Source organism: Mesorhizobium sp. 2RAF45, from assembly GCF_052115225.1.
GTDB classification, from domain to species: Bacteria; Pseudomonadota; Alphaproteobacteria; order Rhizobiales; family Rhizobiaceae; genus Mesorhizobium; species Mesorhizobium jarvisii.
Genome location: NZ_JBFRGG010000012.1, coordinates 20,952 through 42,765, shown reverse-complemented (window position 1 = coordinate 42,765; position 21,814 = coordinate 20,952). Strand labels below are relative to the sequence as shown.

The window sequence follows — 21,814 nt, the reverse complement described above, 5'->3', positions numbered from 1 at the left end:
GCGAGCCGCACGAAACCGCGCGACACGCTTCAGTCTCAAAATCAGCTGCTTAGCGGCTGCCCTGCTTTTCCGAGCCGACATAGGCGATGCGCAGCATGTTGGTCGAGCCGGGCGTCCTCAGCGGCACACCAGCGGTGATGATGACGCGGTCGCCCGGCTTGCCGAACTCTTCTTCCAGCGCAATGCGGCAGGCGCGGTTGACCATGTCGTCGAGATCGGTGGCATCGGGCGAGACGACGCAGTGCGTGCCCCACAGAAGCGACAGCCGCCGCGCGGTGTTGAGGATCGGCGACAGCGCGATGATCGGCACCTGGGGCCGTTCGCGCGCGGCGCGCAGCCCGGTGGTGCCGGATGCCGTGTAGGTGATGATCGCCGACAGTTTCAGCGTCTCGGCGATCTCGCGGGCGGCCAGTGAGATGGCGTCGGCGCCGGTCGCTTCCGGCTCGGAGCGCTGGGCGTTGATGATGCCGGCATAGGTCGGGTCGGTTTCGACCTTGGTCGCGATGCGGTTCATCATCGCTACCGCTTCGACGGGATAGGCACCCGCCGCCGATTCCGCCGACAGCATGATGGCGTCGGCGCCCTCGAAGACAGCGATCGAGACGTCGGAGACTTCGGCGCGGGTCGGCACCGGTGCGGTGATCATCGATTCCAGCATCTGCGTGGCGACCACCACCGGCTTGCCGGCGCGGCGCGCGGCGCGCGTGATCTGCTTCTGGATGCCGGGCACGGCTTCCAGCGGCATCTCGACGCCGAGATCGCCGCGGGCGACCATCAGCGCGTCGGACAGTTCGATGATCTCAGCCAGCCGGGCGACGGCTTGCGGCTTTTCGATCTTGGCCATGATCAGGGCGCGGCCGCGCGCGATCTTGCGCGCTTCGGCCAGATCCTCGGGCCGCTGCACGAAGGACAGCGCAATCCAGTCGACGCCCGTGGCGAGCACCGCGTCGAGATCCTTGCGGTCCTTCTCGGTCAGCGCGCCGACCGGCAGGTCGGTATCGGGCAGGCTGACGCCCTTCTTATCGGAAATCGTCGTGCCGGCGACGACCGTGCAGACGATCGACTTGCCGTCACTCTTCACCGCCTTCAGCTCGAGCTTGCCGTCGTCGATCAAAAGACGGTGACCGGGCTCGACCGAACTCAGGATTTCCGGATGCGGCAGATAGACCCTGGTCGACGTGCCGGGCTCGGGATTGTCGTCGAGCGTGAAGGTCTGGCCTGGCGTCAGCACTTCCTTGCCATTGGCGAACTTGCCGACGCGCAGCTTGGGCCCTTGCAGGTCGGCGAGAATGCCGATCGGCCGACCGACCTTTTCCTCGACGGCGCGGATGCGGCCGACCAGCGTGCGCATCAGTTCGTGGTCGGTATGGCTCATATTGATGCGGAACACATCGGCGCCCGCTTCGAACAATTTCTGCAGCATCTCCTCGGAGGAGGATGCCGGACCGATTGTGGCTAGGATCTTGACCTTGCGGCTGCGTCTCATTGACTGTTGGTTCCCGGGGCGGCTGGTGCGCCTCCCGTTGCGGGTTCATCGGTCAGCTGGACCATCCAGCTTGCCTGTTCGCCCGTGTCATATTCCTGGAATCCGGCGCGCTGAAAGCCCCGGGCGACGCAGTCGTTTACGCCGGCGATCTTGAACTCTTTTTCAGCCACGCACATGTTGATCGGGCCGTCCCAGCGTCCACCGCGCTCGGCGTCTTCTGCATAAAGATAGTAAAACCTTGATGACAGCGGCCCTTCGATCAACGTCTTGCAGCTCGATCCTTCAATGTGCCACCAGCCTTCGGTGATCCAGCCGGCCTTGGCACGATAGCCGATGCCGACGCCGACCAGGTTCTGCGTGGCGTTGCAGACACGGAAATCGGCGCGCGCCGGCGAGGCCATGACCATCGCCGACAGGCCGACGGCCACGGTCAGGAACGGCATGGCAAAGGCAGAGCGTATGCGCTGCCTGCCAGCGGAACCCATCCGAAAACCCCTCAAGAACCACATCTGCATCTCTCTGCGCCCCTTTTCGGAAAAGTCCGGGCGCATGTCAACGCGCCGTTTTGATCAATTCCAATCGATTTAGGAAGGCTCCCGGCGCACTATCCGTCGCCCTTTGCCAGATTTCCCGATAAACCTTGGCCAAACAACGGCATTGCGCACGCGTCGTCTTCGTGGAATGACGATAGCACCCTCCCCGGAAGCCAGCGAACAGACCATTTCCCGCCAATGACCCGATCCACAGTTTTCGCGCCTTTCGACATTGTCGAGGGCGACCGCAAGCGGGGCATCGTGCTTCTGGCCGATCATGCCCGCCGCGACCTGCCCGACGACTATGGCAGCCTCGGCCTGCCCGCGCCGGAGTTCGACCGGCACATCGCCTATGACATTGGCGTCGAAGCGGTGACGCGCGAACTCGCCGGCTTGCTCGACGTGCCGGCGGTCATCGCCAATTTTTCGCGGCTGTTGATCGACCCCAATCGCGGCGAGGACGATCCGACGCTCATCCGCCAGCTCTATGACGGCACGGTGGTGCCGGGAAACTATCCCATCGCGCCGGAAGAGCGCGAAAGGCGGCTCGACCGCTTCTACCGGCCCTACCACGACGCCGTCGGCGCCATGATCGCCTCGGTCGCGCAGGCTTCCGGCCGGGCGCCCTTCATCTTCTCGGTGCATTCCTTCACGCCGGTGATGCAGGGCAGGCAACGTCCGTGGCATGTCGGCATCCTGTGGGATCTGGACGACCGGGTTGCGCGCCCGCTGATCGATATGCTGGCGCAGGACAAGAACCTGATCGTCGGCGACAACGAGCCCTATGACGGCGCGCTGCGTGGCGACACCATGTTCAGGCACGCCATCGTCAACGGCTATGCCCACGCGCTGATCGAGATCCGCCAGGACCTGATAGCGGACCAGCAAGGCGCGCTTGCCTGGGCCGAGCGCCTGGCGCCAATCGTTGACGCGATAGACCGCCGTCCCGATATACATGCGGTAAAAATATTCGGCTCGCGCACCGGGCCGCTATGACGGAGGTTCCGATGACCAAACTCAGCGACGAGCAGAAGCGCGATTTCGAAGCCGCCGCTTTTCGCCGGCTGGTCGAGCACCTCAGGGAACGCAGCGACGTGCAGAACATCGACCTGATGACCCTCGCCGGTTTCTGTCGCAATTGCCTGTCGAACTGGTATCGCGAGGCGGCCAATGCCGAAGGTGTCGATCTCTCCAAGGATCAGTCGCGCGAGATCGTCTACGGCATGCCCTATGCCGAGTGGCAGGCTCTCAACCAGACCGAAGCGTCGGACGCCAAGAAAGCCGAATTCGAGGCCAGACGGCCGAAAGATCACTAAGACACGGCTGGCGTCAAGAACTGGCTGGTCTAGCCGGCCTCGGCAGAACTGGTCAGGCGTGTTTGCCTGATCTTCTCCATAAGATCGCTTAGCATGCCACGGGCTTCGGCCGATCCAACGTGATCAACGTAGTCTCGCGATTCTACAATCTCCCCATTTCGCACGCGCATGACGAAGATACAGGGATAGGAAACAGCCTGGCCGCTTTCGATCACGTGCCCCGCATAGCTGAATTCAGCCACGATGACCTCCGGATCGGCAGTCTCATGGACATGAATATTCGTCGGCTCCAATCTAATCGTCGGGGTGCCCTTCATTGCCCCAAAATGTCGCTGAAGTGCTTCGCGGCCGACAAGCTCAGGTCGTTTCAATGGGTCGAATGGGTGCACGACCGACGTATTCTCCGCATACAATTCCGGCAGATCTGGGCTTGCTTCGCAAATCCCGCGCACCAAGGCGAGGAATGTGTCTTTTGGTGTCCGTGTTGACGGCAATCGATACTCCTTTAAGTCTTCAAATGGTGGTGCAACCACGCTTGATCGCCGTGCTTCGGCATGGCCGGGCAGCGTGCCACCGGCGGCGGCGCAGAACGGATCATCTCTCATCTGGCCGCTGGTCTCAAGAAGGCATGGATGCCGGCCTTCCTTGATGGCAGGACATGCGCAGCGGCACCGCACGAAGACGTGGGCCAGCTGGCCCTCCGCTTGGCCCAGAACTTTGAGCAATGAGTGCTTGACTGAAAATTGAATCGATCTAATTTGCCGCGCAAAGCCATTTCTTGACCGGATTCGAGCCATGTATGCGCAAAACGCCATGCAGACTGCCATTCGCGGGCGATGGGCCGTGGCCGCCATTTTCCTCGCCAATGGCTTCCTGACCGGTAGCTGGGCGCCGCAGATCCCTGTGTTCCTGACCCGGCTCGACATTTCGAAATTCACGCTTGGCCTGCTGATCCTTTTGTTCGGCGCCGGTGCAGTCACCGCCATGACCTGGTGCGGCCACCTGATCTTGAAACATGGCTCGCGCACCGTGCTGCGCTGGTTCGGCCTGTGCGGCAGCCTCGGCCTGCTGGTCGTGGCGCTGGCGCCCAACGTGCCGCTGGCGGCCATCGCCATGTTCATTTTCGGCGGCTCGATCGGCGGCATGGATGTCGCCATGAACGCCAATGCGGTGGTGGTGGAGCGAAAGATGTCGCGCGCCATCATGTCCTCCTCGCACGGCTTCTGGAGCCTCGGCGGTTTCGCCGGCGGCGGCCTCGGCGGCTTTGCCATCCAGCACTATGGCCACCTCGCCCATGCCGCGGTCGTGACCGTGCTTGCCTTCGCGGCGATCGCGATGGCGGTCGGCTATCTCGTCGCCGAGGACAGGCCACAGGCGGCCGAGCATCACAAATTCACGCTGCCGGCAAACCCGCTGGTCTACCTGATCGGCCTGATGGCTCTGCTGACGATGATCTCCGAGGGCGCGGTGCTCGATTGGGCGGCGCTGTATCTGCGACAAGAACTCGGCGCCGACCTTGCCGTCGCCGGCCTTGCCTATGCCGCCTTTTCCGGCGTCATGGCGATCATGCGCTTCTTCGGCGATGGCGTGCGCAACCGCTTCGGCGCGGTGACGACGCTGCGCGGCTCGGCTGTCGTCGCCGCCACCGGCATGCTGATCGCCGGCCTGTCGCCCTCGCCCTGGCTCGCCATCGCGGCCTTTGCCCTTTGCGGCTTAGGCATCGCCAATATGGTGCCGATCATCTTTTCGGCGGGCGGCAACCAGGAAGGCATGTCGTCGGGCACCGGCATGAGCGTTGTCACCACCATGGGCTATTCCGGCATCTTGGTGGCGCCGTCGGCGATCGGCTTCGTCGCCGAGCATTCCAGCTTCGGACCGATCTTCATCGCCATGTCGGTGCTGCTGATCGTCGTCTTGCTGATGGCGGGCCTCGCTCACCGCGCCGAATTCGCCGCCGTGCCCGCCGAATAGCGCTTCAACTCCTCGTGGAGAAAATCCGCCACACGGCGGATGCGCACGCTGCTGCGCACATCGCGATGCATCGCCAGCCATACCGGCAGGCTTGGCAGCGGCAGGCCGGGCAGCACCTTCTCCACCAGCGGGTCGCGATCGGCCAGCGGCTCCTGACCGAGGCCAATGCCGTTTCCCGCCCGCACCGCCTCCCACAGGACGACCTGGTTGTCCGCCCTGAAACGGAAACTGCTCCGGGTGACCGGGAGGCCGAATTGCGTAAAGCCCCGGATCATCTCGTCGCTGCGGTCGAAGCCGATCAAAGGGTGATCGGTAAGGTCGGCCGGCCCAAGCGGGCGGCCGCGCCGGTCGAGATAGGAAATGGCCGCGCAGGCGCAGAGCGGGATGTCGCAGACCTTGCGTGCCACCAGTTCGTTCTGCGCCGGCTTGACCATGCGGATGGCGATGTCGGCGTCCCGTCGCAGCAGGTTCTCGACCTGGTTCGAGGCAACGATCTCGACCTCGATGCCGGGTTCCTCGATGCCGAGCCGTGCGGTCATGTCGGGCAGCACATAGGCCGCCACCACTTCGCTGGCGGCGATGCGCACCGTGCCTTCGATTGCCTCGACCGAACCCAGCGCCAGGCGTGAAAACGCGCTCGCCTGCTCGCTGACCGTCTTGCCGCGTTCGAACAGCGTGGCGCCGGCTTCCGTCAGCGCATAGCCGCTACGCCCGCGCCTGAACAGCGTGACACCGAGCGCCTGCTCCAATTCGCCGATGTGACGGCCAAGCGTCGGCTGGCTGGCCGACAGCTTGCGCGCGGCAGCCGACAAGCTGCCGGTTTCCGCGACCGTGACGAAGCTCTTGATCAAGTTCCAGTCGATATCAGCCATTCAATAATGAATATCAGAACTGCATCCATGGTCAATTTCAATTCATCAGTGAGGCAATCATATTCGCCCTGCAAACACCGATACGGACTGCAACCACCAACCAGGAGAATTCAAAATGACCAAGATCGCTCTCACCGCCGCCGCCCTCCTCATCGCCGCCAGCACGGCTTTTGCCGGCAGCGACAAGTTCGGCTCGAACGACGCCAGCCAGCCTGTCGTCGCCAGCACCGACGCCACGACCACCACCTCGATCGAGAAATCCGAGATCACCGATCAGAAGCCCCAGGGCAGCAACCGCGACCTCTTCGGCAGCCGCTGAACGGCGGTCCGCGGAAGATCCAGAAAGCGGCGGGCGCGTCCCGCCGCCTCAACCCCCCTCGCTTCAAATTAAACAAGGAGACGAACAATGACCAAGATCGCAATTCTCGGCGCCAATGGCCGGCTCGGCCGCGTGGTTGCCAAGGCCTTCATCGACGCCGGCTTCGACGTCCGCACCGTCACCCGCACCGGCAAGGTGCCGGCCGAGCTCGAAGGCGCCACGGCGGTTGCCGGCGATGCGCTGGACCGTCAATCGCTGATCCGTGCCACCGAGGGCGTCGATATCATCTTCAACGGCCTCAACCCGATCTACACCGACTGGGGCAAATGCTTGCCGATGGCCGAGAACGTCATGGCCGCCTGCCATGCCAACAACGCGCTGCATCTGTTCCCCGGCACCGTCTACAATTACGGCTCGCCTATGCCGGCGGTGATCACGGAAGACACGCCGTTCCATCCGACCACCGATAAGGGCCGTATCCGCTGCGCCATGGAGGATCTGTTCCGCCACGAGGCAGAAGCCAGCCGGGTGCGCACGATTCTGCTGCGCGCCGGCGACTTCTTCGGCGGCACCCGCAGCGGCTCCTGGTTCGACCTGGTCGTCGCCGCCAAGATCAGCAAGGGCGTCTACACCGCGCCCGGTCCCGCCGACCTCGTGCATGAATGGGCTTATCTGCCGGACTTCGCCGTGGCCTTCGTCGCACTGGCCAAGAATCTCGACAAGCTCGGCTCCTATGAGGCGCTGAACTTTCCAGGCCATGCCGTCACCGATGTTGAGATCAAGGCCGCTGCAGAAAAGGCGCTTGACCGGCCGCTCAAGATGACCTCGATGCCTTGGTGGGTGCTGCGCGCCGGCAGCCCGTTCGTGGCGATGTGGCGCGAGATCGTCTCGATGTCCTACCTGCGCTTCGAGCCGCACCGCCTGGCCTCGACGCGGCTGGAAGGCATCATCGGCGAAATCCCGCACACGCCGCTCGATCAGGCGGTCGCCCAAGCCCTCGAGGACATCGGCATCGCCACTGTGAAGAGCATGAAGGCTGCCTGAGTTAAGCCGTCTGGCCATGCCTGTCACGAAGCGAAAAGGCGGCTCAGAGCCGCCCCATCAGCAGCAACACCAGGATCACCACCAGCGCCACACCGACAATGCCAGAGGGTCCATAACCCCAGGAGCGCGAATGCGGCCAGGCTGGCACCGCGCCGATCAGGACAAGGATCAGGACTATGATGACAAGGGTGCTGATCGGCATGAGAAATTCCCTGCATTGAGTTTGCCCAAGGACGATGCTTTCGCATGACGCCGGGGGAACAATGCAAAAGGCCGCCCGGTTGTTCCGGGCGGCCTTTGCCTTTCAGATTGGCAAGCCTGCCTACTCGGCGGCTTTTGGAAAGGCGATCGCGGGTTCCGCGCCGGCGTCCGCCGTCGGCGTCTCCGACGAGATTTCGCCCTTGCCGCGCCGGAACAGCCGGCTGATCAGGCCGCGCCGTGCGCCTGGCTTGACCTTGGCGCGGGTGAACACCATCAGCATCGACGGCGTCACCACCAGCGTCAGCACCGTGGCGAAGGAGAGGCCGAAGACGATCGCCGAGGACAGCGAAATCCACCATTGCGTCGACGGCGCGTTGATCGTCGTCTCGTGATGGAATATCTCCAGCCCGAGGCCGAAGGCGATCGGCAGCACGCCGAGGATGGCCGACACCGCCGTCAGCACCACCGGTCGCGCACGCTCGCGGCAGGTCTGCAGCACGGCATCCATCTTGTCCCAGCCCTCTTCGCGCAGCCGGTCATAGGTGTCGATCAGCACGATGTTGTTGTTCACCACCACGCCGGCCAGCGCGATGACGCCGATGCCCGACATGACGATGCCGAACGTCTCGCCTGTTATCAGCAGTCCCAGAAACACGCCGATCGTCGCCATGACCACGCAGGACAGCACCAGCCAGACGCTGGTGAACTTGTTGAACTGCGCCAAAAGCACCAGGAAGATCAGGAAGATCGCCGCACCGAAGGCCTTGCTGAGGAAGGCGCTGGCTTCGGCGCTGTCCTCGTTCGAGCCGGCCAGTTTCCAGCGGATGCCGCTGCCGAGATTCATGTCGGTGACGGCCTGGGTGACCTCCTGCTGCACGGCGGCGACCTGCTTGCCGGCGGCGACGTTGGCCTGCACCACAACGGTGCGGGCGCCGTCGATGCGGTTGAGGATGCCGACGCTTGGCTTGGCCTTGCGGACGACAAAGTTCGAAATCGGCACCGACCCTTGCGAGGTCTGCACTCTGAGCTCGTCGAGCGTCGACAGCGTGCGCCGGTCCTCCGGCAAGCGCAGCCGGATATCGACCGCCTTGTCGGCGCCGGCAGGCCGGTATTCCGACAGCTTCAGGCCGTTGGTGACGAGCTGCACCACCGTCCCGACCGAGGTCGGGCTGATGCCGTACTGCGCAGCCTTGGCGCGGTCGACCTCGAGTGCCCAGTCGACGCCGGGCGGCGGCAGGCCGTCGGAAACGTCGATGACGCCGGGAACCTTGGCGATGCGCGCCGCAACCGCACGCGCCTTCTCGTCCAATCCCTTTGGGTCGATGGCTGAGAGCCTGATCTGGATCGGCTTGCCGGTCGGCGGACCGGCTTCCGGGACGCGGACCTCGACGTCGACGCCGGGAATGCCGGCCATGACGCCACGCAGATCGTTCAGGATCTGGTTCGCCGATTTGCGCTCGCGCCAGTCGATGAATTCGTACTGGATGACGCCGACGACATCCTCGGGCACATCCTGGCCACCGCCTTCGGACTTGCCGACGCGGGTATAGACCGACTTGAGGCCCGGCCAGCCGAGCAGCCGGTTTTCGGCGATCTTGGTCGCCGTGTCCATTTCGGCCAGCGAAAGGTTGCCGCGGGCATGCACATAGAGCAGGCCGTAGTCGGGCTCCACGCTCGGGAAGAACTCGACGCCGGCGCCGTACTTCGAATAGCCAACGAAGATGCCGGCCAGCAAGACGACGGTGAGCACCAGCACGGTGATGGGGAAGCGCACCGCCTGCTTGACGACCGCCATGTACCAGCCGTCGCGATTGTCGTCGGCGTGATGCTCCGGCGCCTTGGCGAAGATCGCGCCAAGCGTCGGCGCGAAGACCAGCGCATAGAGCATCGACGCCGACAGCGTGACGATCAGCGTGATCGGCATGTACTTCATGAAGTCGCCGATGATGCCTGGCCAGAACAGCAGCGGCGAGAAGGCGGCGATACGCGTCATCGTCGCCGCGATGACCGGTCCGGCCATGCGCTTGGCGGCAAGCGCGAAGGCTTCCTGCTTCGGCATGCCTTCGCTCATCCGCCGTTCGGCGAATTCGGTGACGATGATGGCGTCGTCCACCAGCATGCCGACCGCCAGGATAAGGCTGAACAGCACGATCATGTTGATCGTGTAGCCCATCATCGCCAATAGCAGGATGCCGATCAGGAAGGACGACGGGATGGCGAGGCCGATGAGCAGCGAGGCACGGCCGGACAGCGCGTAGAGGATGACGATGAACACCAGGATGACGGCGATCATCACGTGGTTCTGCAGATCACCCAGTAGCTGGTTGACGAAGACCGACTTATCCTGCGTGTAGGTGACATGCATCCCCTCGGGCATGGTTTTGACGAAGGCGTCGGACACCGCCCTCACCTTGGTCAACGTATCGATCAGATTGGCGCCGATGCGCTTCTTGACCTCGATGGCGATGGCCGGCTTGCCGTTGAGGCGCGTGATCGTCGTGGCGTCGGCGAAGGTCGAGCGGATCGTCGCGATGTCCTTGGCCTGCACCACGGCATTGGGGCCGGCAACCACCGGCAGCGCCGCGACATCCTCCGGCGTCTCGATCAGCGACGGCACCTTGACGGCGTATTTGCCTTGCGAGCCCTCGATATTGCCGGCGGCGACCAGGCTGTTGGAGGCGCCGACGGCGCCGATTAGCTGGTCAAGTTGCAGCCCGTATGAAGACAGCTTCATCGGATCGATGACGACCTCGACGAGATCGTCGCGCGAGCCCTGCAGCGAGCCTTCGAGAACGCCGGGCACCTCCTCAATGCGATCACGCAGTTCGCGCGCCGCGGCGGCCAGCACGCGTTCGGGCAATTCGCCCGACAGTGTGACGACAAGCACCGGGAATTCGGAAATGTTGACCTCGGTGACGACAGGCTCCTCGGCCGCTTGCGGCAGATCGGCCTTGCCGTCCTGCACCTTGGAGCGTGTATCCTGCAGTGCCGTCGCCAGATTGGTCTGCGGCTGGAACTCGACCAGCACATAGCCGCCGCCCTGGAAGGCGGCCGAGCGCATTTCCTTGAGGCCCTTCAGGCTTTTCAGCTTGCTTTCCATCGGCCGCAGCAGCAGGCGCTCGGAATCCTCCGGCGAGATGCCTTGATAGATCAGGCTGACATACATCATCGGAATCGGAACGTCGGGTTCCGCTTCCTTCGGCGTCGACTGATAGGCGACCCAGCCTGCAATCAGCAGGAAGACCAGGACCGAGATGGTCAGCCGGGCATTGTTGATTGCGAGTCTGACGATATCCATGACTTATGCCTGTTGCTTTCGGGAGTGGCGAACGGCCTGACATCGCCGGGCAGAGCCCGGCGCCGGCGTCGCTGCGCTACTGCGTCCCGGCGGTGGCTTCGCCGATCAGCTTGTTGATGGTCGCCTGGTCGGCCTCGACCGGCTTGACCTCATCGCCTTCCTTCACCAGTTCCTGGCCGGCGACGATGATGCGCGCATCGGCCGGGATGCCGCCAAGCACGAGGCCGGTCGGGGTGTCGTCGACCAGGTCGATCGGGAAGAACGCAACCTTGTTGTCCTTGCCGACGGCGCGGATGCCCAGATCGCCCTTGTCGCCCAGTGTCACCACCGAGCGTGGCAGCAGGACCGCGTCGGTCGGCAGCGCGCTGAGCTGGATTTCCGCCGTCATGCCGGCCGGCACCGAGCCGTCGGCATTGGGGATGGCGACCTCGACGCGGAAGGTACGGGTCGCCGACGACGCATCGCGGCTGATGTAGCGCACGGTGCCTTCGACGGTCTGGCCGCTGACCAGCCGGACGCCGGCCTTGTCGCCGATCTTGAGATAGCCGAGGTCGCGCTCGCTGATCTCGCCGCGGGCGATCACCGGATCGAGCTTGAGGATGGTCGCCACCTCGCTGCCCTGCATGACCGAACTGCCAAGCTCCACTGGCACCCGGTCGATGACGCCGTCGAACGGCGCCTTGACCTCGTTGCGGTCGAGTTCGGCCTGCGCGGTATCCAGCAGGGATTGCGCCTGGGTCAGATTGGAGCGGGCGGTGTCGAGCTGCAGCTTGGGCAGATTGCCGGTCCGGGCGAGCCGCTCGGCGGCATCGAGCTCGGCCTTGCGCTGCACCAGCAACTGCCTGGCGTTGTCGACGTTCGAGATCTTTTCTTCCGCCGCCAGCATCAGCACCAGGTCGCCGGTCTTGACATGATCGCCTTGCTTGACCGGCAGCTTGTCGATGACGCCGGCGACGCGGGTTGCCAGAACCGCGCGCTTGTCAGCCTCGGTTAGGCCGGAAATGCGGATGGCGCGCGCATAGGTCTTGCGCGGCGGCGTCACCACGGCAACGGTGCGCAACGGCGCCTTCGGTTCGGCTTCCGCCGTCTTTGGCTTGCTCGCGTCCGGCGCCTTGCCCTGCTCGACTTCGGCCGCCTTGGCCTTGTTGGCCGCTACGCTGCCGACCGATGAGAATTCGCCTGTCGCCATCCACGCCGCGAAACCAATGAGCACAACAATGGCTGCAAGCTTGTGAAACCTGATTTTAGGCATCGTCATTTTTCCACTGCGGGTTCAGCCAGCACCGCGCCTTCATGACGCGGGCGCGTCGCCGATATGGGTGCGCGCCTGACCGTGTTCAAATTGCCGTGATCGGCGAGCGCCGCTTCTACATCAAAGTTGCACTGCAATATAGCCTTAAAGTTGCAAGGCCATTACGGCATCGGGCAAGGTGAACCCGCCGCCATCCAGTTTTCGATCGCTTGATAGGTCGCTTCGGCAGAGCCCGGAGCCGGCTCACGATCCGAGCCCGGCGCCCAGCCCCAGGCGACAAGTTTATCGTCGCGGACATGCAGCGCGACATCGGTCAATTTGCGGTCGCCATTGCGCGCCGGATCCTTGATCTGGGCGCAGATTTCGGCCGAGGATTTACCGAACCAGGCCATCTCGGCCGGCGCCAAATGCCAACCCTCGGCGCCGGGTGGTCCGTTCAATGCATTGGAATTACTGGAGAAATGGCAGGTTGTGCAGCGCAGGCCCGGATTGCCGAAGCCCGATCCGTCGGTGCCGCGCTGGACGTTGAAGGCGTGCACAGATGTGGCGCCGTAATGCGCACCCGACCAGCGCGGCCGGTCGTCCGCGACATGACAATCGGCGCAGCGCGGATGTGAGAACACCGCATAGATCTTGTCCCATTCGGACAGGCCCTTGGCCATGTCGACCGTCGGGCTCGGTGATGTCTGGCTCTCCTGTGCGGTTGCGAAAGGCGCCGCCGAAAACAAGATGGCAGCAGGCGTCAGCATGATGAGAAGCTTCTTCATGCGAAGGCCACCATTGTCGACAGCGGCAACGTGCGGATGCGCTTGCCGGTGAGCGCGAAGATGGCATTGGCCAGCGCCGGTGCCGCCGGCGGTGTGCCAACCTCGCCGACGCCGCCCATCTTGTGGAAATTCTCCAGTATGGCGACTTCGAAGGTCGGGCACTGGAAGATCCGCATGGCGTCGAAATCGTGGAAGTTCGACTGTTCGACCATGCCGTCGGCGAAGGTGATCTGCTGTCCCATTGCCGCTGACAGGCCATAGATGGCGCCGGAAATCAGCTGTGCCTCGATGATGCCCGGATCGAGCGCTGTGCCGACATCGGCGGCGATCCATACCTTCTCGATGCGGATGCCCGCCGGGGTGTCCGCCACCTGGACGATCTCGCCGACCCAGCTGCCGAAAGATAGCGTGAAAGCCATGCCCTTGGCCTTGCCGGCGGGCAGTGCCTCGCCCCATTTCGCCATCGCGGCGACCTTCTCGACGACCTTCACCGCCGAGGGATAGGCGGCCATCAATCTCTTGCGCATCTCGACCGGATCGATTTTGCCGGCGGTGGCGATCTCGTCCATGAACCCTTCATGGAAGAAGCCGTTGATAGAACTGCCGACCGAGCGCCAGAAGCCGACGGGAATCGAGACGGGCGCCGCGACGCCGCTCACCCGATAGTTCGCAATGGTGTAGGGCTGGTCATAGGCCCCATCGACAATGGACTTGTCGGGACCGACCGGCGGTATCGAGGGAAACAGCCGGCGCAAGGTGCTGGCGATCACCGACGGCGAGGCGATCTTCATGTCGACGGCGACCGGCATGCCGTCGTCGCCAAGCCGCGCCTGGAACTTGCCGACCGCGGCCGGCCGGTAGGCGTCGTGGCGCATGTCCTCTTCGCGCGTCCAGGTCACCTTGATTGGGCGCCCGCCTGTCTCCTTCGCCATCAACGCGGCGCAAAGCGAGAAGTCCATCTCGGTACGGCGGCCAAAACCGCCGCCCATGAAGGTAGTGTGGACAGTGACCTTGTCCTGCCCGATGCCGACCGCGTTGGCGCAGAGCTGGCGCACCAGGGTCGGCGCCTGGTTGCCGCACCAGATGTCGAGGGCGCCATCGCTGAACCGCGCCGTGGCGTTCATCGGCTCCATGGTCGCATGCGCCAGATAGGGCACGGCATAGTCCGCCTCGACCATCCGTTCGCGCGGCGCGTCGGCGAAGGCGGTATCGACATCGCCATTGTCGCGCATTGCCGACCCCTTGGTGCCGAGCGCCTGTTTCAGCACGTCTGATATGGCAGCGCTGCCGAGCGGATATTCGGGATCCGCCCATTGGGCGTCGATGGCGTCGGCCGCCCTGAAGGCCGCCCAGGTATTTTGCGCGATGATGCCGAAGCCGTGGCCGTAATTCGTCTCGAGCGGCACGATCTTGATCACGCCGGGCATTTTCTCGGCTTTGGCGAGATCAGCCTTGACTGGCTTGGCCCAGAAGCGCGGGCTCATCTTCACCGTGCCGTAGAGCATATCCGGCAGCCTGACATCGATGCCGAAGATCGGCGCTCCGGTGACCTTGGCCAGCATGTCGATGCGCTTCTGCGGCTTTCCCAGCAGCTTCCAGTCGACTCTGTCCTTGAGCCTGACTTCGGCCGACGGCGCCATGGTGGCGGCAGCCGCGGCAACCGCGCCATAGGTCAGCGACTTGCCCGATGCCTTGTGCAGGATCGAACCGTTGGCTGTTTCCAGATCGGCGGCGGCAACGCCGAGTTTCTGCGCCGCGGCCGCGATCAGCAGATGCCGGGCTGCGGCGCCAGCCTGGCGCATCTTGTCGAAACCATCACGCGCTGAAGCCGAACCGCCGGTGGCCTGGACAGCAAGGAACTTGCCGACCACACCGAGACCTGAGCGCACCGCTTGCGCCGTCATGCCCTCGTCGAAGAAGGCGAACGGACCGCCCTCCTCGAGGATCGCCGCGTTGTAATAGGCGTAGGAGGCCGGGCCGTGCTCGACTTTGACCTGATCGAGACCGACATCGAGTTCTTCGGCGACCATGACGGCGAGCGTCGTCGAGATGCCTTGTCCCATCTCGGCGCGCGGCGCGACGATGGTGATGGTGTTGTCGGCGCCGATCTTCACATAGGGTTTGAAGGTCGCCTCACCCTTGCCGAGATCGGCCTCGAGCGGGTTCGGAAACGGTTTGCGATAATAGTAGTAGCCGACGGCAACGCCGCCCGCGACAGCGGCCGCGCCGATCAGGAACGTGCGGCGGGCGATCTTTCCGACACTGGCCATGATCAGAGCCCCGCCGTCTTGAGCGCCGCGGCCTTCCTGATGGCCGAGCGGATCTTCGGATAGGTGCCGCAGCGGCAGAGATTGCCGCCCATGGCGTTGTCGATATCGGCGTCGCTCGGGTCGGCGATCTCGTCGAGCAGCGCCACCGCGCTCATGATCTGGCCGGCCTGGCAATAGCCGCATTGCGCGACCTGTTCCTCCAGCCATGCCTGCTGCACCGGATGCAGCCTGTCCGCCGTGCCGATGCCTTCGATGGTGGTGACAGCGCCGCTGACCTGGCCGAGCGGAAGCGAGCAGGAGCGCACCGGCTGACCATCGACATGCACCGTGCAGGCGCCGCAGGCGGCAATGCCGCAGCCGAACTTCGGTCCCGTTTTGCCGATGAGATCGCGCAGCGCCCACAGCAGCGGCATGGCCGGATCGGCGTCGATGTCGAATGACTGCCCGTCGACGGTGAGGCGCATGGGATACCCTTTTGTTGTCGTCCACAGCCCTGGAGCGAAGCGTCCCTCTTGGGTCGCTTCGTCTCGATACAGATTGACAAATTACGTCATTTTGTCAATTGAGATTTTGCAGGATAATGTCGCTCCATGAATCAGAACGAAGACATCGCCGCCATCGACCCCAAACGCGTCCGTATCCTGGATGGCGCAATGAAGGTGTTTTTGGCCTATGGCTTCTCCCGCACCACCATGGACGACATTGCCCGCGCCGCCGACATGTCGCGTCCGGCGCTTTATCTTCAGTTCAAGAACAAGACCGACATTTTCCGCGCTATCGCCATGATGGTGCTGTCGCGCTCGGTCGCTGCGGCAAAAATGGCTCTGGCCGGCGATGATGCTTTCACCGAGCGCATGATGCGAGCCATCGACGAAGCTTTCATCTCGATGATGAGCGCCGTCGTTGCCTCCCCTCATGGCGCCGAATTGCTGGACATGAAATCGAGCCTCGGCGATCTCGTCGGGTGCTGGCGCGGCGGCCTTGTCGAACATATCGCCGCCGCGATCCATGGCGAGGCGGCCAGGAACGGCGTCGACCTGGCGGCCAGGGGGCTGTCGACGCAACTGCTTGCCGACATGCTGCTCGATGGGCTGGAAGGCATGAAGGCGCGGATCAGCGATCCCGAGGGGCAGCGGCAGGCGGCCGCCGCCCTGGTCAAGGTGATCGACCTGGCGTTGAAAGCCTGATGAAGCCTAGGCGTGTCGGGGTTCCGCTCAGGCGCGGCGGCGCTCCGCTTCCGGGTTCTTGCGCACCGCGAGGAATTCCTTGACCCGCCGGCCGGGTGCGGGGCCGCGCACCGGCTTGAAACCGTCATCGAGTTCGCCGGAGAGATCGAGCGTCGGCCGCTTGCCAACGGCATCGTAGTTTTCTTCCAGCCAGTCGCTGGCGGCGGTGCGGCCGAGATCGCGCAGATAGGTCAGGAAGGCCCATTCGGCGTTGACCTTCGATGACGCCGACAGGTCCTTGAAAGCCTCGTCGGCATCGATGCGGTGCATGCGGATGTCGCGATACTCGCCATGCGGCAGCCGGCCGGCGGCGATCAGTTCCTTGACGAAGGCGATCGAGCGGAATTCGCGCAGCAGCCCGGCATTGAAAGTGATTTCGTCGATGCGGTTCTGGATCTCGTTGGCGCTCCTGGGCGTTCCTTCGCGCACCACCGGATTGATCTGCACCAGCAGCACATCCTCGGTCGCCGCCGTCTTGAAAAACGGATAGAGCGCCGGGTTGCCGCCATAGCCGCCATCCCAATAGGGCACGCCCTTGATCTCGACGGCGCGGAACAATTGCGGCAGGCAAGCCGAGGCCATAACCGTGTCGAGGTCGATCTCGCCATCGGAAAAGACCCGCAGCTGCCCGGTCTCGACATTGGTGGCGGAGATGAACAGTTCCATCGACTTGCAGGCGCGCACATTGCTGAAATCGATCTCCTGCGCCACCACGTCGCGCAGCGGATTGAGCCCGAGCGGGTTGGCGACATAGGGCGAGAACACCCGCGACATGGTGTCGAAGAAGACATAGCCCGGCGTGTTCTCGATCGACCAATTGCCCCAGGCGACGTCCCACGGCATGCGCTGCACCGGGCTGAACCGGCCCTTCGCCGCCACCGCGCGCCAGAAATCGTCGAGTTTTTGCCGCGCACCGTCGACCCCGCCACGCACAAATCCATCGGCCAGCGCCACCGCGTTCATGGCGCCGGCGCTGGTGCCGGACACCGCCGATATCTCCAGCCTGCCGTCCTCCAGCAGCCGGTCGAGCACGCCCCAGGAGAATGCACCGTGCGAACCACCGCCCTGAAGTGCGATGTTGATCTTCTTGTTTTCCTCCGCCTTGCCGTTCTTCGTCATGGCGTTCCTGTCGTCCTTATGCGCCAGCCTGCCCCAACGTCACGGAAGGAAGCAGCTATCGGCGGCCTATGTTGCAGTGCAGCATATAAGGACGGACCAAGGCAAGAACACGAACACGGTCGCGTGATCACATGAAATTTCGGTCATGAGAGAAAAGCCCCCTCCGCTCGAAGCGGAGAGGCTGTGTCCTTGGATCAGAGATGCCTAGGCGACCAGATCGGGCACCGGGCCGACATAGCGCGATTGCGGACGGATCAGCCGTCCGGTCGTCTGCTGCTCGCGCGCATGCGCGATCCAGCCGGCAACGCGACCGGCGGCGAACACATTGCTGAAGGCCTGTGGCGGGAACCCAGCCGCTTCCAGCACCAGTGCGGTGTAGAACTCGACATTGGTCTGCAGCGAACGCTGCGGCTTGGCGATCCGCAACACCTCGAGCGCCGTTTTTTCGACCGCCTCGGCGAAAGCCAGCCGGCGGCCGGTCTCGCCCTCGCCGCCAAGCTGCCGCACGACCGCTTTCAGCACATCGGCGCGCGGATCGCGCACGCGGTAAATACGATGGCCGAACCCCATGATCCGCCTGCCTTGCGCGATCTCGTTGCGCAGCCAGCCGGCCGCATCGCCATGCGCCTCGATCGCATCGAGCATCTCGATCACCGGGCCGGGCGCGCCGCCATGCAGCGGCCCCTTGAGCGCGCCGAGCCCGGCCAGCACCGACGAGGGCAGGCCGGCCAATGTCGAAGCAACGACGCGCGTGGCGAAGGTCGAGGCGTTGAGGCCGTGGTCGCAGACGGTCACCAGATAGGTGTCGAGCGCTTTTGCCAATGCCGGCGACGGAACGGAGCCCCGAAGCATGCGCAACATGTCGGCGGCATGGTCGGCCTTGCCATCCGGCGCGACTGGCTGCTCGCCGCGCTGCAGGCACAGCAAGGCAGGCGTCAGCACGACGGGCGCCGCGATCAGCCGCAGCGCGTCCGCCAGTGTTTCGCCGTCTGGCAGCAGAGCCATGCCGGCGCGCATGGCGCTGTAGATGTCGAGTGGCGCCAGCAGCGACAGCGAAGGCCGGGTCCGCTCAAACACCTCGACACGCGCCTCGCCCAGTTGCGCAGCCAGTTCGGTATCGCCGGGCAGATCCTCGAAGAAGCCGTCGAGCAACAGCCGGACGACCTGCGGAAAGCTCCAGCGTCCGGCCAGTTCCGCCAGCGAATGACCACGGATCGTCAGGCGGCCGCCCAGACCATCCACGTCGGACAACACGGTTTCGGCCGCCACCACATCATCGAGTCCATTCGCCATAGCCTTGTCTCCTTGAACCTTTTCCGGATCGGAGATAAGGCTGGTCAACCCAAGCATCAATCTTGATCAATAGAATCAATATCAGAGCCGAAAATGTCGGAATGGCTATCGCGGGAAGAGGCGCTGGAAAGGCTGCGGGTGCGGCCGCAGACGCTCTATGCCTATGTCAGCCGCGGGCGCATCGGCATGCGTCCCGACCGCGCCGATCCACGCCGCAGCCAGTATCGCGCCGACGACATCGCGGCGCTGGCAACACGCCGGGCGCGCGGACGCAGCCCCTCGGCCATCGCCGAAAGCGCGATTGCCTGGGGCGAGCCGTCGATCGCAACGGCGATTTCGACCGTCCGGCACGGTCACCTCATCTATCGGGGCCGGGACGCCGCCATGCTGTCCGACCATGCCTCGCTGGAAGAAACCGCCGCTGTGCTTTGGGCCTTGCCTGAACCGGTCCGTTTTGAAGCGCCGTTGCCGGATGCGCCACGCCAGCCCGGCCGAGCCTCGGCCTTTGCGCAACTTGCCTTGCTGGCCGGCCAGGCTCGGCCTTTGCTTGGACGCAGCGCCGCCTCGATATGTGCCGACGCCGCGCGCGCAATCGGCGTGCTGGCCGGCGCCCTCGGTGCCGAGGCGGGGGCCGATCCGGTGCACCGGCGATTGGCACGGGGCTGGTCGGTCGATGAGGGTGGCGCCGATGCGATCCGGCGCGCCCTTGTGCTGCTCGCCGATCACGAGCTGAATGCATCGACCTTCGCGGCCCGCGTCGCGGCCTCCACCGGCGCCTCGCCCGCCGCTTGCCTGCTGGCGGGTCTGGCAACACTCTCCGGTCCGCGCCATGGCGGTGCCGGCGAAGCAGTGATGCAGCTTGCTGAAGATGCGGCGCGGCATGGCGCCGACGCCGCGATCCGGCGCTGGCTCGGCCACGACAGGCCGCTGCCGGGGTTCGGCCACCAACTCTATCCCGAGGGTGATCCCCGGGCCACGGCACTCCTGGCAGCCATTGGCAACACCGATGAGACCTTGCGATTGCTGGAGATCGCCGCCATCGCAGCGACCGGCGCCCAGCCGAATATCGATTTTGCCCTGGCCGTGCTGACGCGCAGCCTCGGCCTGCCGCGCGATGCGCCGTTCCATCTGTTCGCGCTTGGGCGCAGCGTCGGCTGGGCAGCCCATATGGTCGAACAGATCATGAGCGGCAGCATCATCAGGCCACGCGGCCGCTATGAAGGGCTGTTGCCCTGACAGCTTCTTGCCTGATGCGGTTTCGCGCCCGGGCTCAACTTTGTCAGCCGTCAGGCGGAGTTGGCATTGGTCCCGAACCGCGCCCGGTACGCAGCGGGCGTCGTGGCGAATTGCCGGCGGAAGTGATGCCGCAGCGTCGCCGCAGCGCCAAAGCCGGCGGTCTCGGCAATCCGCTCGATCGGCATGCTCGTGTCTTCCAGCAAAGTGCGCGCCCGCGAAAGTCGTTCTGAAAGCAGCCATCGCGCCGGCGTGACACCGGTCGCGGCCGCGAACCGGCGCAAAAATGTCCGCTCGCTCATCCCGGCAAGACCGGCCAGGGTGGCGACGGAATAGTCGTCGGCAATGTCAGCGCGCATTCTGTCGATCAACGGTCCAAGCCGGCCGCGTTCGTGCGGCTCGGGAACGGAACTCTCTACATACTGCGCCTGGCCGCCGTCGCGGTGCGGTGGCACGACCAGGCGGCGTGCCACCATGTTGGCCGCCTTGGTGCCGAAATCGCGCCGTACCAGATGCAGGCACAGGTCGATGCCCGCAGCGCTGCCGGCCGATGTCAGCACGTTTCCCTCATCGATGTACAAAACGTCAGGGACCACGGTGATGTCGGGATACATCTCCCTCAGCCTGTCGCTGTAGCGCCAATGCGTGGTTGCCTTCTTGCCCGACAGCAGGCCGGCCGCGGCAAGCACGAAGACGCCCGAGCAGATGGACAGGATGCGCGCGCCCCGCTCACTGGCCTTGCGAAGCGCCTCGATCAGCAAGGGCGGCACCGGACAGTCCACACCGCGCCATCCCGGCACGATCACGGTGCCGGCCTCGCCGATCAGATCGGGTCCGCCATCGGCGACGATGCGCACGCCGCCCATCGCACGCATTTCGCCGGCGTCGATGCCGGCGACGGCAAAGCGGTACCAATCCACGCCCATCTCCGGTCTGGGCAAGGCGAACATCTCGGCCGCCACGCCAAACTCGAACGTGCACAGCTCGTCATAGGCAACGGCAACGACCAGCGGATTGGCGGGAGGCACATTTGGCATGATCTTGACGATATATGGCAAAGCTGCCAGCTGCAATCGCCCGGTCCGGTGCGCTACTCAACTCCATCAAAAGCGACGGAGGCCCATAATGAGCTATGTGACTGACATTCCACCAGCCTCGCCGGAGATTGCCCGCGACCATTTCCTGCGCCGGCTTTCCGTCGAGACCGATTGTTCGGACGTTGCTGCAGCACTGCGCGGCGGCGAGCCGGACTTCATGCTTCTGCATGTGGTCGGTTCGCCGGATGCGTATGAGCGCCGCCACGTGCCGGGTGCGCTGCACTTGCCGCACCGCGAGATATCGGCCGAGCGGATGGCTGAATGGCCGGCAGGCACGCTGTTCGTCGTCTATTGCGCCGGGCCGCATTGCAATGGCGCGGACCGGGCGGCCTTCAAACTGGCCAGCCTCGGCCTGCCGGTCAAGATCATGATCGGCGGCATTTCAGGCTGGCAGGACGAAGAGCTTCCTTTCGCCTCAGGCAGGGAGCCTGGCGCTCTGCGGGCATGATCCAGCCGGCGCGGCTGATATCGTCCGTCCGTTCGAGCGGCGGATGTCGGCGCCTTGCGAAACGTGGGA

General features: G+C 64.5%; 21 protein-coding genes. 8 read left to right on the top strand and 13 right to left on the bottom strand.

All coding sequences use genetic code 11. The features are described 5' to 3' along the window. Positions 1-49 precede the first annotated feature (49 nt). Both pyk and AB4Z43_RS25360 read right to left on the bottom strand, forming a co-directional pair. Complete coding sequence (pyk, locus tag AB4Z43_RS25365) at positions 50-1,486, bottom strand: pyruvate kinase (protein WP_019861679.1); 1,437 nt, start codon at positions 1,484-1,486, stop codon at positions 50-52. Then, the gene (locus AB4Z43_RS25360; RefSeq protein ID WP_202361416.1) at positions 1,483-1,971 is read right to left on the bottom strand and encodes a DUF1036 domain-containing protein; all 489 of its coding nucleotides are present in this window, start codon (positions 1,969-1,971) and stop codon (positions 1,483-1,485) included. Before AB4Z43_RS25360 ends, pyk begins: the two co-directional genes overlap by 4 nt. A 246-nt stretch (positions 1,972-2,217) precedes the next feature. On the opposite strand from AB4Z43_RS25360, the gene AB4Z43_RS25355 reads away from it, so the two are divergent. Further along, positions 2,218-3,015, top strand: a complete 798-nt coding sequence (locus AB4Z43_RS25355; RefSeq protein ID WP_202361415.1) for an N-formylglutamate amidohydrolase — start codon at positions 2,218-2,220, stop codon at positions 3,013-3,015. Between the two features lie 11 nt (positions 3,016-3,026). Further along, complete coding sequence (locus AB4Z43_RS25350; RefSeq protein ID WP_038653467.1) at positions 3,027-3,335, top strand: DUF1244 domain-containing protein; 309 nt, start codon at positions 3,027-3,029, stop codon at positions 3,333-3,335. A gap of 29 nt (positions 3,336-3,364) precedes the next feature. On the opposite strand, the gene AB4Z43_RS25345 is transcribed toward AB4Z43_RS25350, so the two are convergent. Beyond that, positions 3,365-3,940, bottom strand: coding sequence for a nuclear transport factor 2 family protein (locus AB4Z43_RS25345; RefSeq protein WP_083246447.1), 576 nt, complete (start codon positions 3,938-3,940; stop codon positions 3,365-3,367). Positions 3,941-4,130: 190 nt separating this feature from the next. Between AB4Z43_RS25345 and AB4Z43_RS25340 the strand changes: the two genes are divergently transcribed. Continuing rightward, on the top strand, positions 4,131-5,306 hold the full coding sequence (locus AB4Z43_RS25340; RefSeq protein ID WP_441939379.1) for an MFS transporter: 1,176 nt from the start codon (positions 4,131-4,133) through the stop codon (positions 5,304-5,306). On the opposite strand, the gene AB4Z43_RS25335 is transcribed toward AB4Z43_RS25340, so the two are convergent. Beyond that, on the bottom strand, positions 5,270-6,178 hold the full coding sequence (locus AB4Z43_RS25335) for a LysR family transcriptional regulator (RefSeq protein WP_019861685.1): 909 nt from the start codon (positions 6,176-6,178) through the stop codon (positions 5,270-5,272). The two genes, AB4Z43_RS25340 and AB4Z43_RS25335, sit on opposite strands and share 37 nt — an antisense overlap. Positions 6,179-6,293: 115 nt before the next feature. On the opposite strand from AB4Z43_RS25335, the gene AB4Z43_RS25330 reads away from it, so the two are divergent. Together AB4Z43_RS25330 and AB4Z43_RS25325 are read left to right on the top strand one after the other, a co-directional pair. Next, complete coding sequence (locus tag AB4Z43_RS25330; protein ID WP_019861686.1) at positions 6,294-6,497, top strand: DUF680 domain-containing protein; 204 nt, start codon at positions 6,294-6,296, stop codon at positions 6,495-6,497. 87 nt (positions 6,498-6,584) lie between these two features. Further along, positions 6,585-7,541: an SDR family oxidoreductase gene (locus tag AB4Z43_RS25325; protein WP_441939376.1), complete on the top strand. Its 957-nt coding sequence runs from the start codon at positions 6,585-6,587 to the stop codon at positions 7,539-7,541. 43 nt (positions 7,542-7,584) lie between these two features. Here AB4Z43_RS25325 and AB4Z43_RS25320 read toward each other — a convergent pair whose 3' ends face one another. From AB4Z43_RS25320 to AB4Z43_RS25295, 6 genes are all read right to left on the bottom strand, one after another. Beyond that, positions 7,585-7,743, bottom strand: a complete 159-nt coding sequence (locus tag AB4Z43_RS25320; RefSeq protein ID WP_441939374.1) for a DUF3309 family protein — start codon at positions 7,741-7,743, stop codon at positions 7,585-7,587. A 120-nt stretch (positions 7,744-7,863) separates the two neighbouring features. Further along, positions 7,864-11,040, bottom strand: coding sequence for an efflux RND transporter permease subunit (locus AB4Z43_RS25315; protein WP_019861689.1), 3,177 nt, complete (start codon positions 11,038-11,040; stop codon positions 7,864-7,866). A gap of 76 nt (positions 11,041-11,116) precedes the next feature. Continuing rightward, entirely contained in the window at positions 11,117-12,292 is a 1,176-nt protein-coding gene (locus AB4Z43_RS25310) for an efflux RND transporter periplasmic adaptor subunit (RefSeq protein ID WP_083246896.1), read from the bottom strand. 161 nt (positions 12,293-12,453) lie between these two features. Next, complete coding sequence (locus tag AB4Z43_RS25305) at positions 12,454-13,059, bottom strand: hypothetical protein (protein WP_202361411.1); 606 nt, start codon at positions 13,057-13,059, stop codon at positions 12,454-12,456. Then, on the bottom strand, positions 13,056-15,329 hold the full coding sequence (locus AB4Z43_RS25300; protein WP_441939371.1) for a molybdopterin cofactor-binding domain-containing protein: 2,274 nt from the start codon (positions 15,327-15,329) through the stop codon (positions 13,056-13,058). Before AB4Z43_RS25300 ends, AB4Z43_RS25305 begins: the two co-directional genes overlap by 4 nt. 2 nt (positions 15,330-15,331) lie before the next feature. Further along, positions 15,332-15,793 (bottom strand): (2Fe-2S)-binding protein, encoded by a 462-nt coding sequence (locus AB4Z43_RS25295; protein WP_019861693.1) that lies wholly within the window; start codon positions 15,791-15,793, stop codon positions 15,332-15,334. A 126-nt stretch (positions 15,794-15,919) separates the two neighbouring features. Here AB4Z43_RS25295 and AB4Z43_RS25290 point away from each other — a divergent pair, with 126 nt between their 5' ends. Continuing rightward, complete coding sequence (locus tag AB4Z43_RS25290) at positions 15,920-16,516, top strand: TetR/AcrR family transcriptional regulator (RefSeq protein WP_019861694.1); 597 nt, start codon at positions 15,920-15,922, stop codon at positions 16,514-16,516. Positions 16,517-16,543: 27 nt separating this feature from the next. Here the strand turns inward: AB4Z43_RS25290 and AB4Z43_RS25285 are convergent, their stop codons facing one another. Both AB4Z43_RS25285 and AB4Z43_RS25280 read right to left on the bottom strand, forming a co-directional pair. Further along, complete coding sequence (locus AB4Z43_RS25285) at positions 16,544-17,674, bottom strand: patatin-like phospholipase family protein (RefSeq protein ID WP_027047488.1); 1,131 nt, start codon at positions 17,672-17,674, stop codon at positions 16,544-16,546. Positions 17,675-17,878: 204 nt separating this feature from the next. Beyond that, entirely contained in the window at positions 17,879-18,967 is a 1,089-nt protein-coding gene (locus tag AB4Z43_RS25280; RefSeq protein WP_441939368.1) for a citrate synthase/methylcitrate synthase, read from the bottom strand. 93 nt (positions 18,968-19,060) lie between these two features. On the opposite strand from AB4Z43_RS25280, the gene AB4Z43_RS25275 reads away from it, so the two are divergent. Continuing rightward, positions 19,061-20,203 (top strand): citrate synthase, encoded by a 1,143-nt coding sequence (locus tag AB4Z43_RS25275; protein WP_019861697.1) that lies wholly within the window; start codon positions 19,061-19,063, stop codon positions 20,201-20,203. A 50-nt stretch (positions 20,204-20,253) separates the two neighbouring features. Here the strand turns inward: AB4Z43_RS25275 and ftrA are convergent, their stop codons facing one another. Beyond that, a complete protein-coding gene (gene ftrA / locus AB4Z43_RS25270; RefSeq protein WP_441939366.1) occupies positions 20,254-21,237 on the bottom strand; it encodes a transcriptional regulator FtrA in 984 nt (327 codons plus the stop codon). Between the two features lie 88 nt (positions 21,238-21,325). Between ftrA and AB4Z43_RS25265 the strand changes: the two genes are divergently transcribed. Beyond that, the gene (locus AB4Z43_RS25265; protein ID WP_027047490.1) at positions 21,326-21,745 is read left to right on the top strand and encodes a rhodanese-like domain-containing protein; all 420 of its coding nucleotides are present in this window, start codon (positions 21,326-21,328) and stop codon (positions 21,743-21,745) included. Positions 21,746-21,814 lie beyond the last annotated feature (69 nt).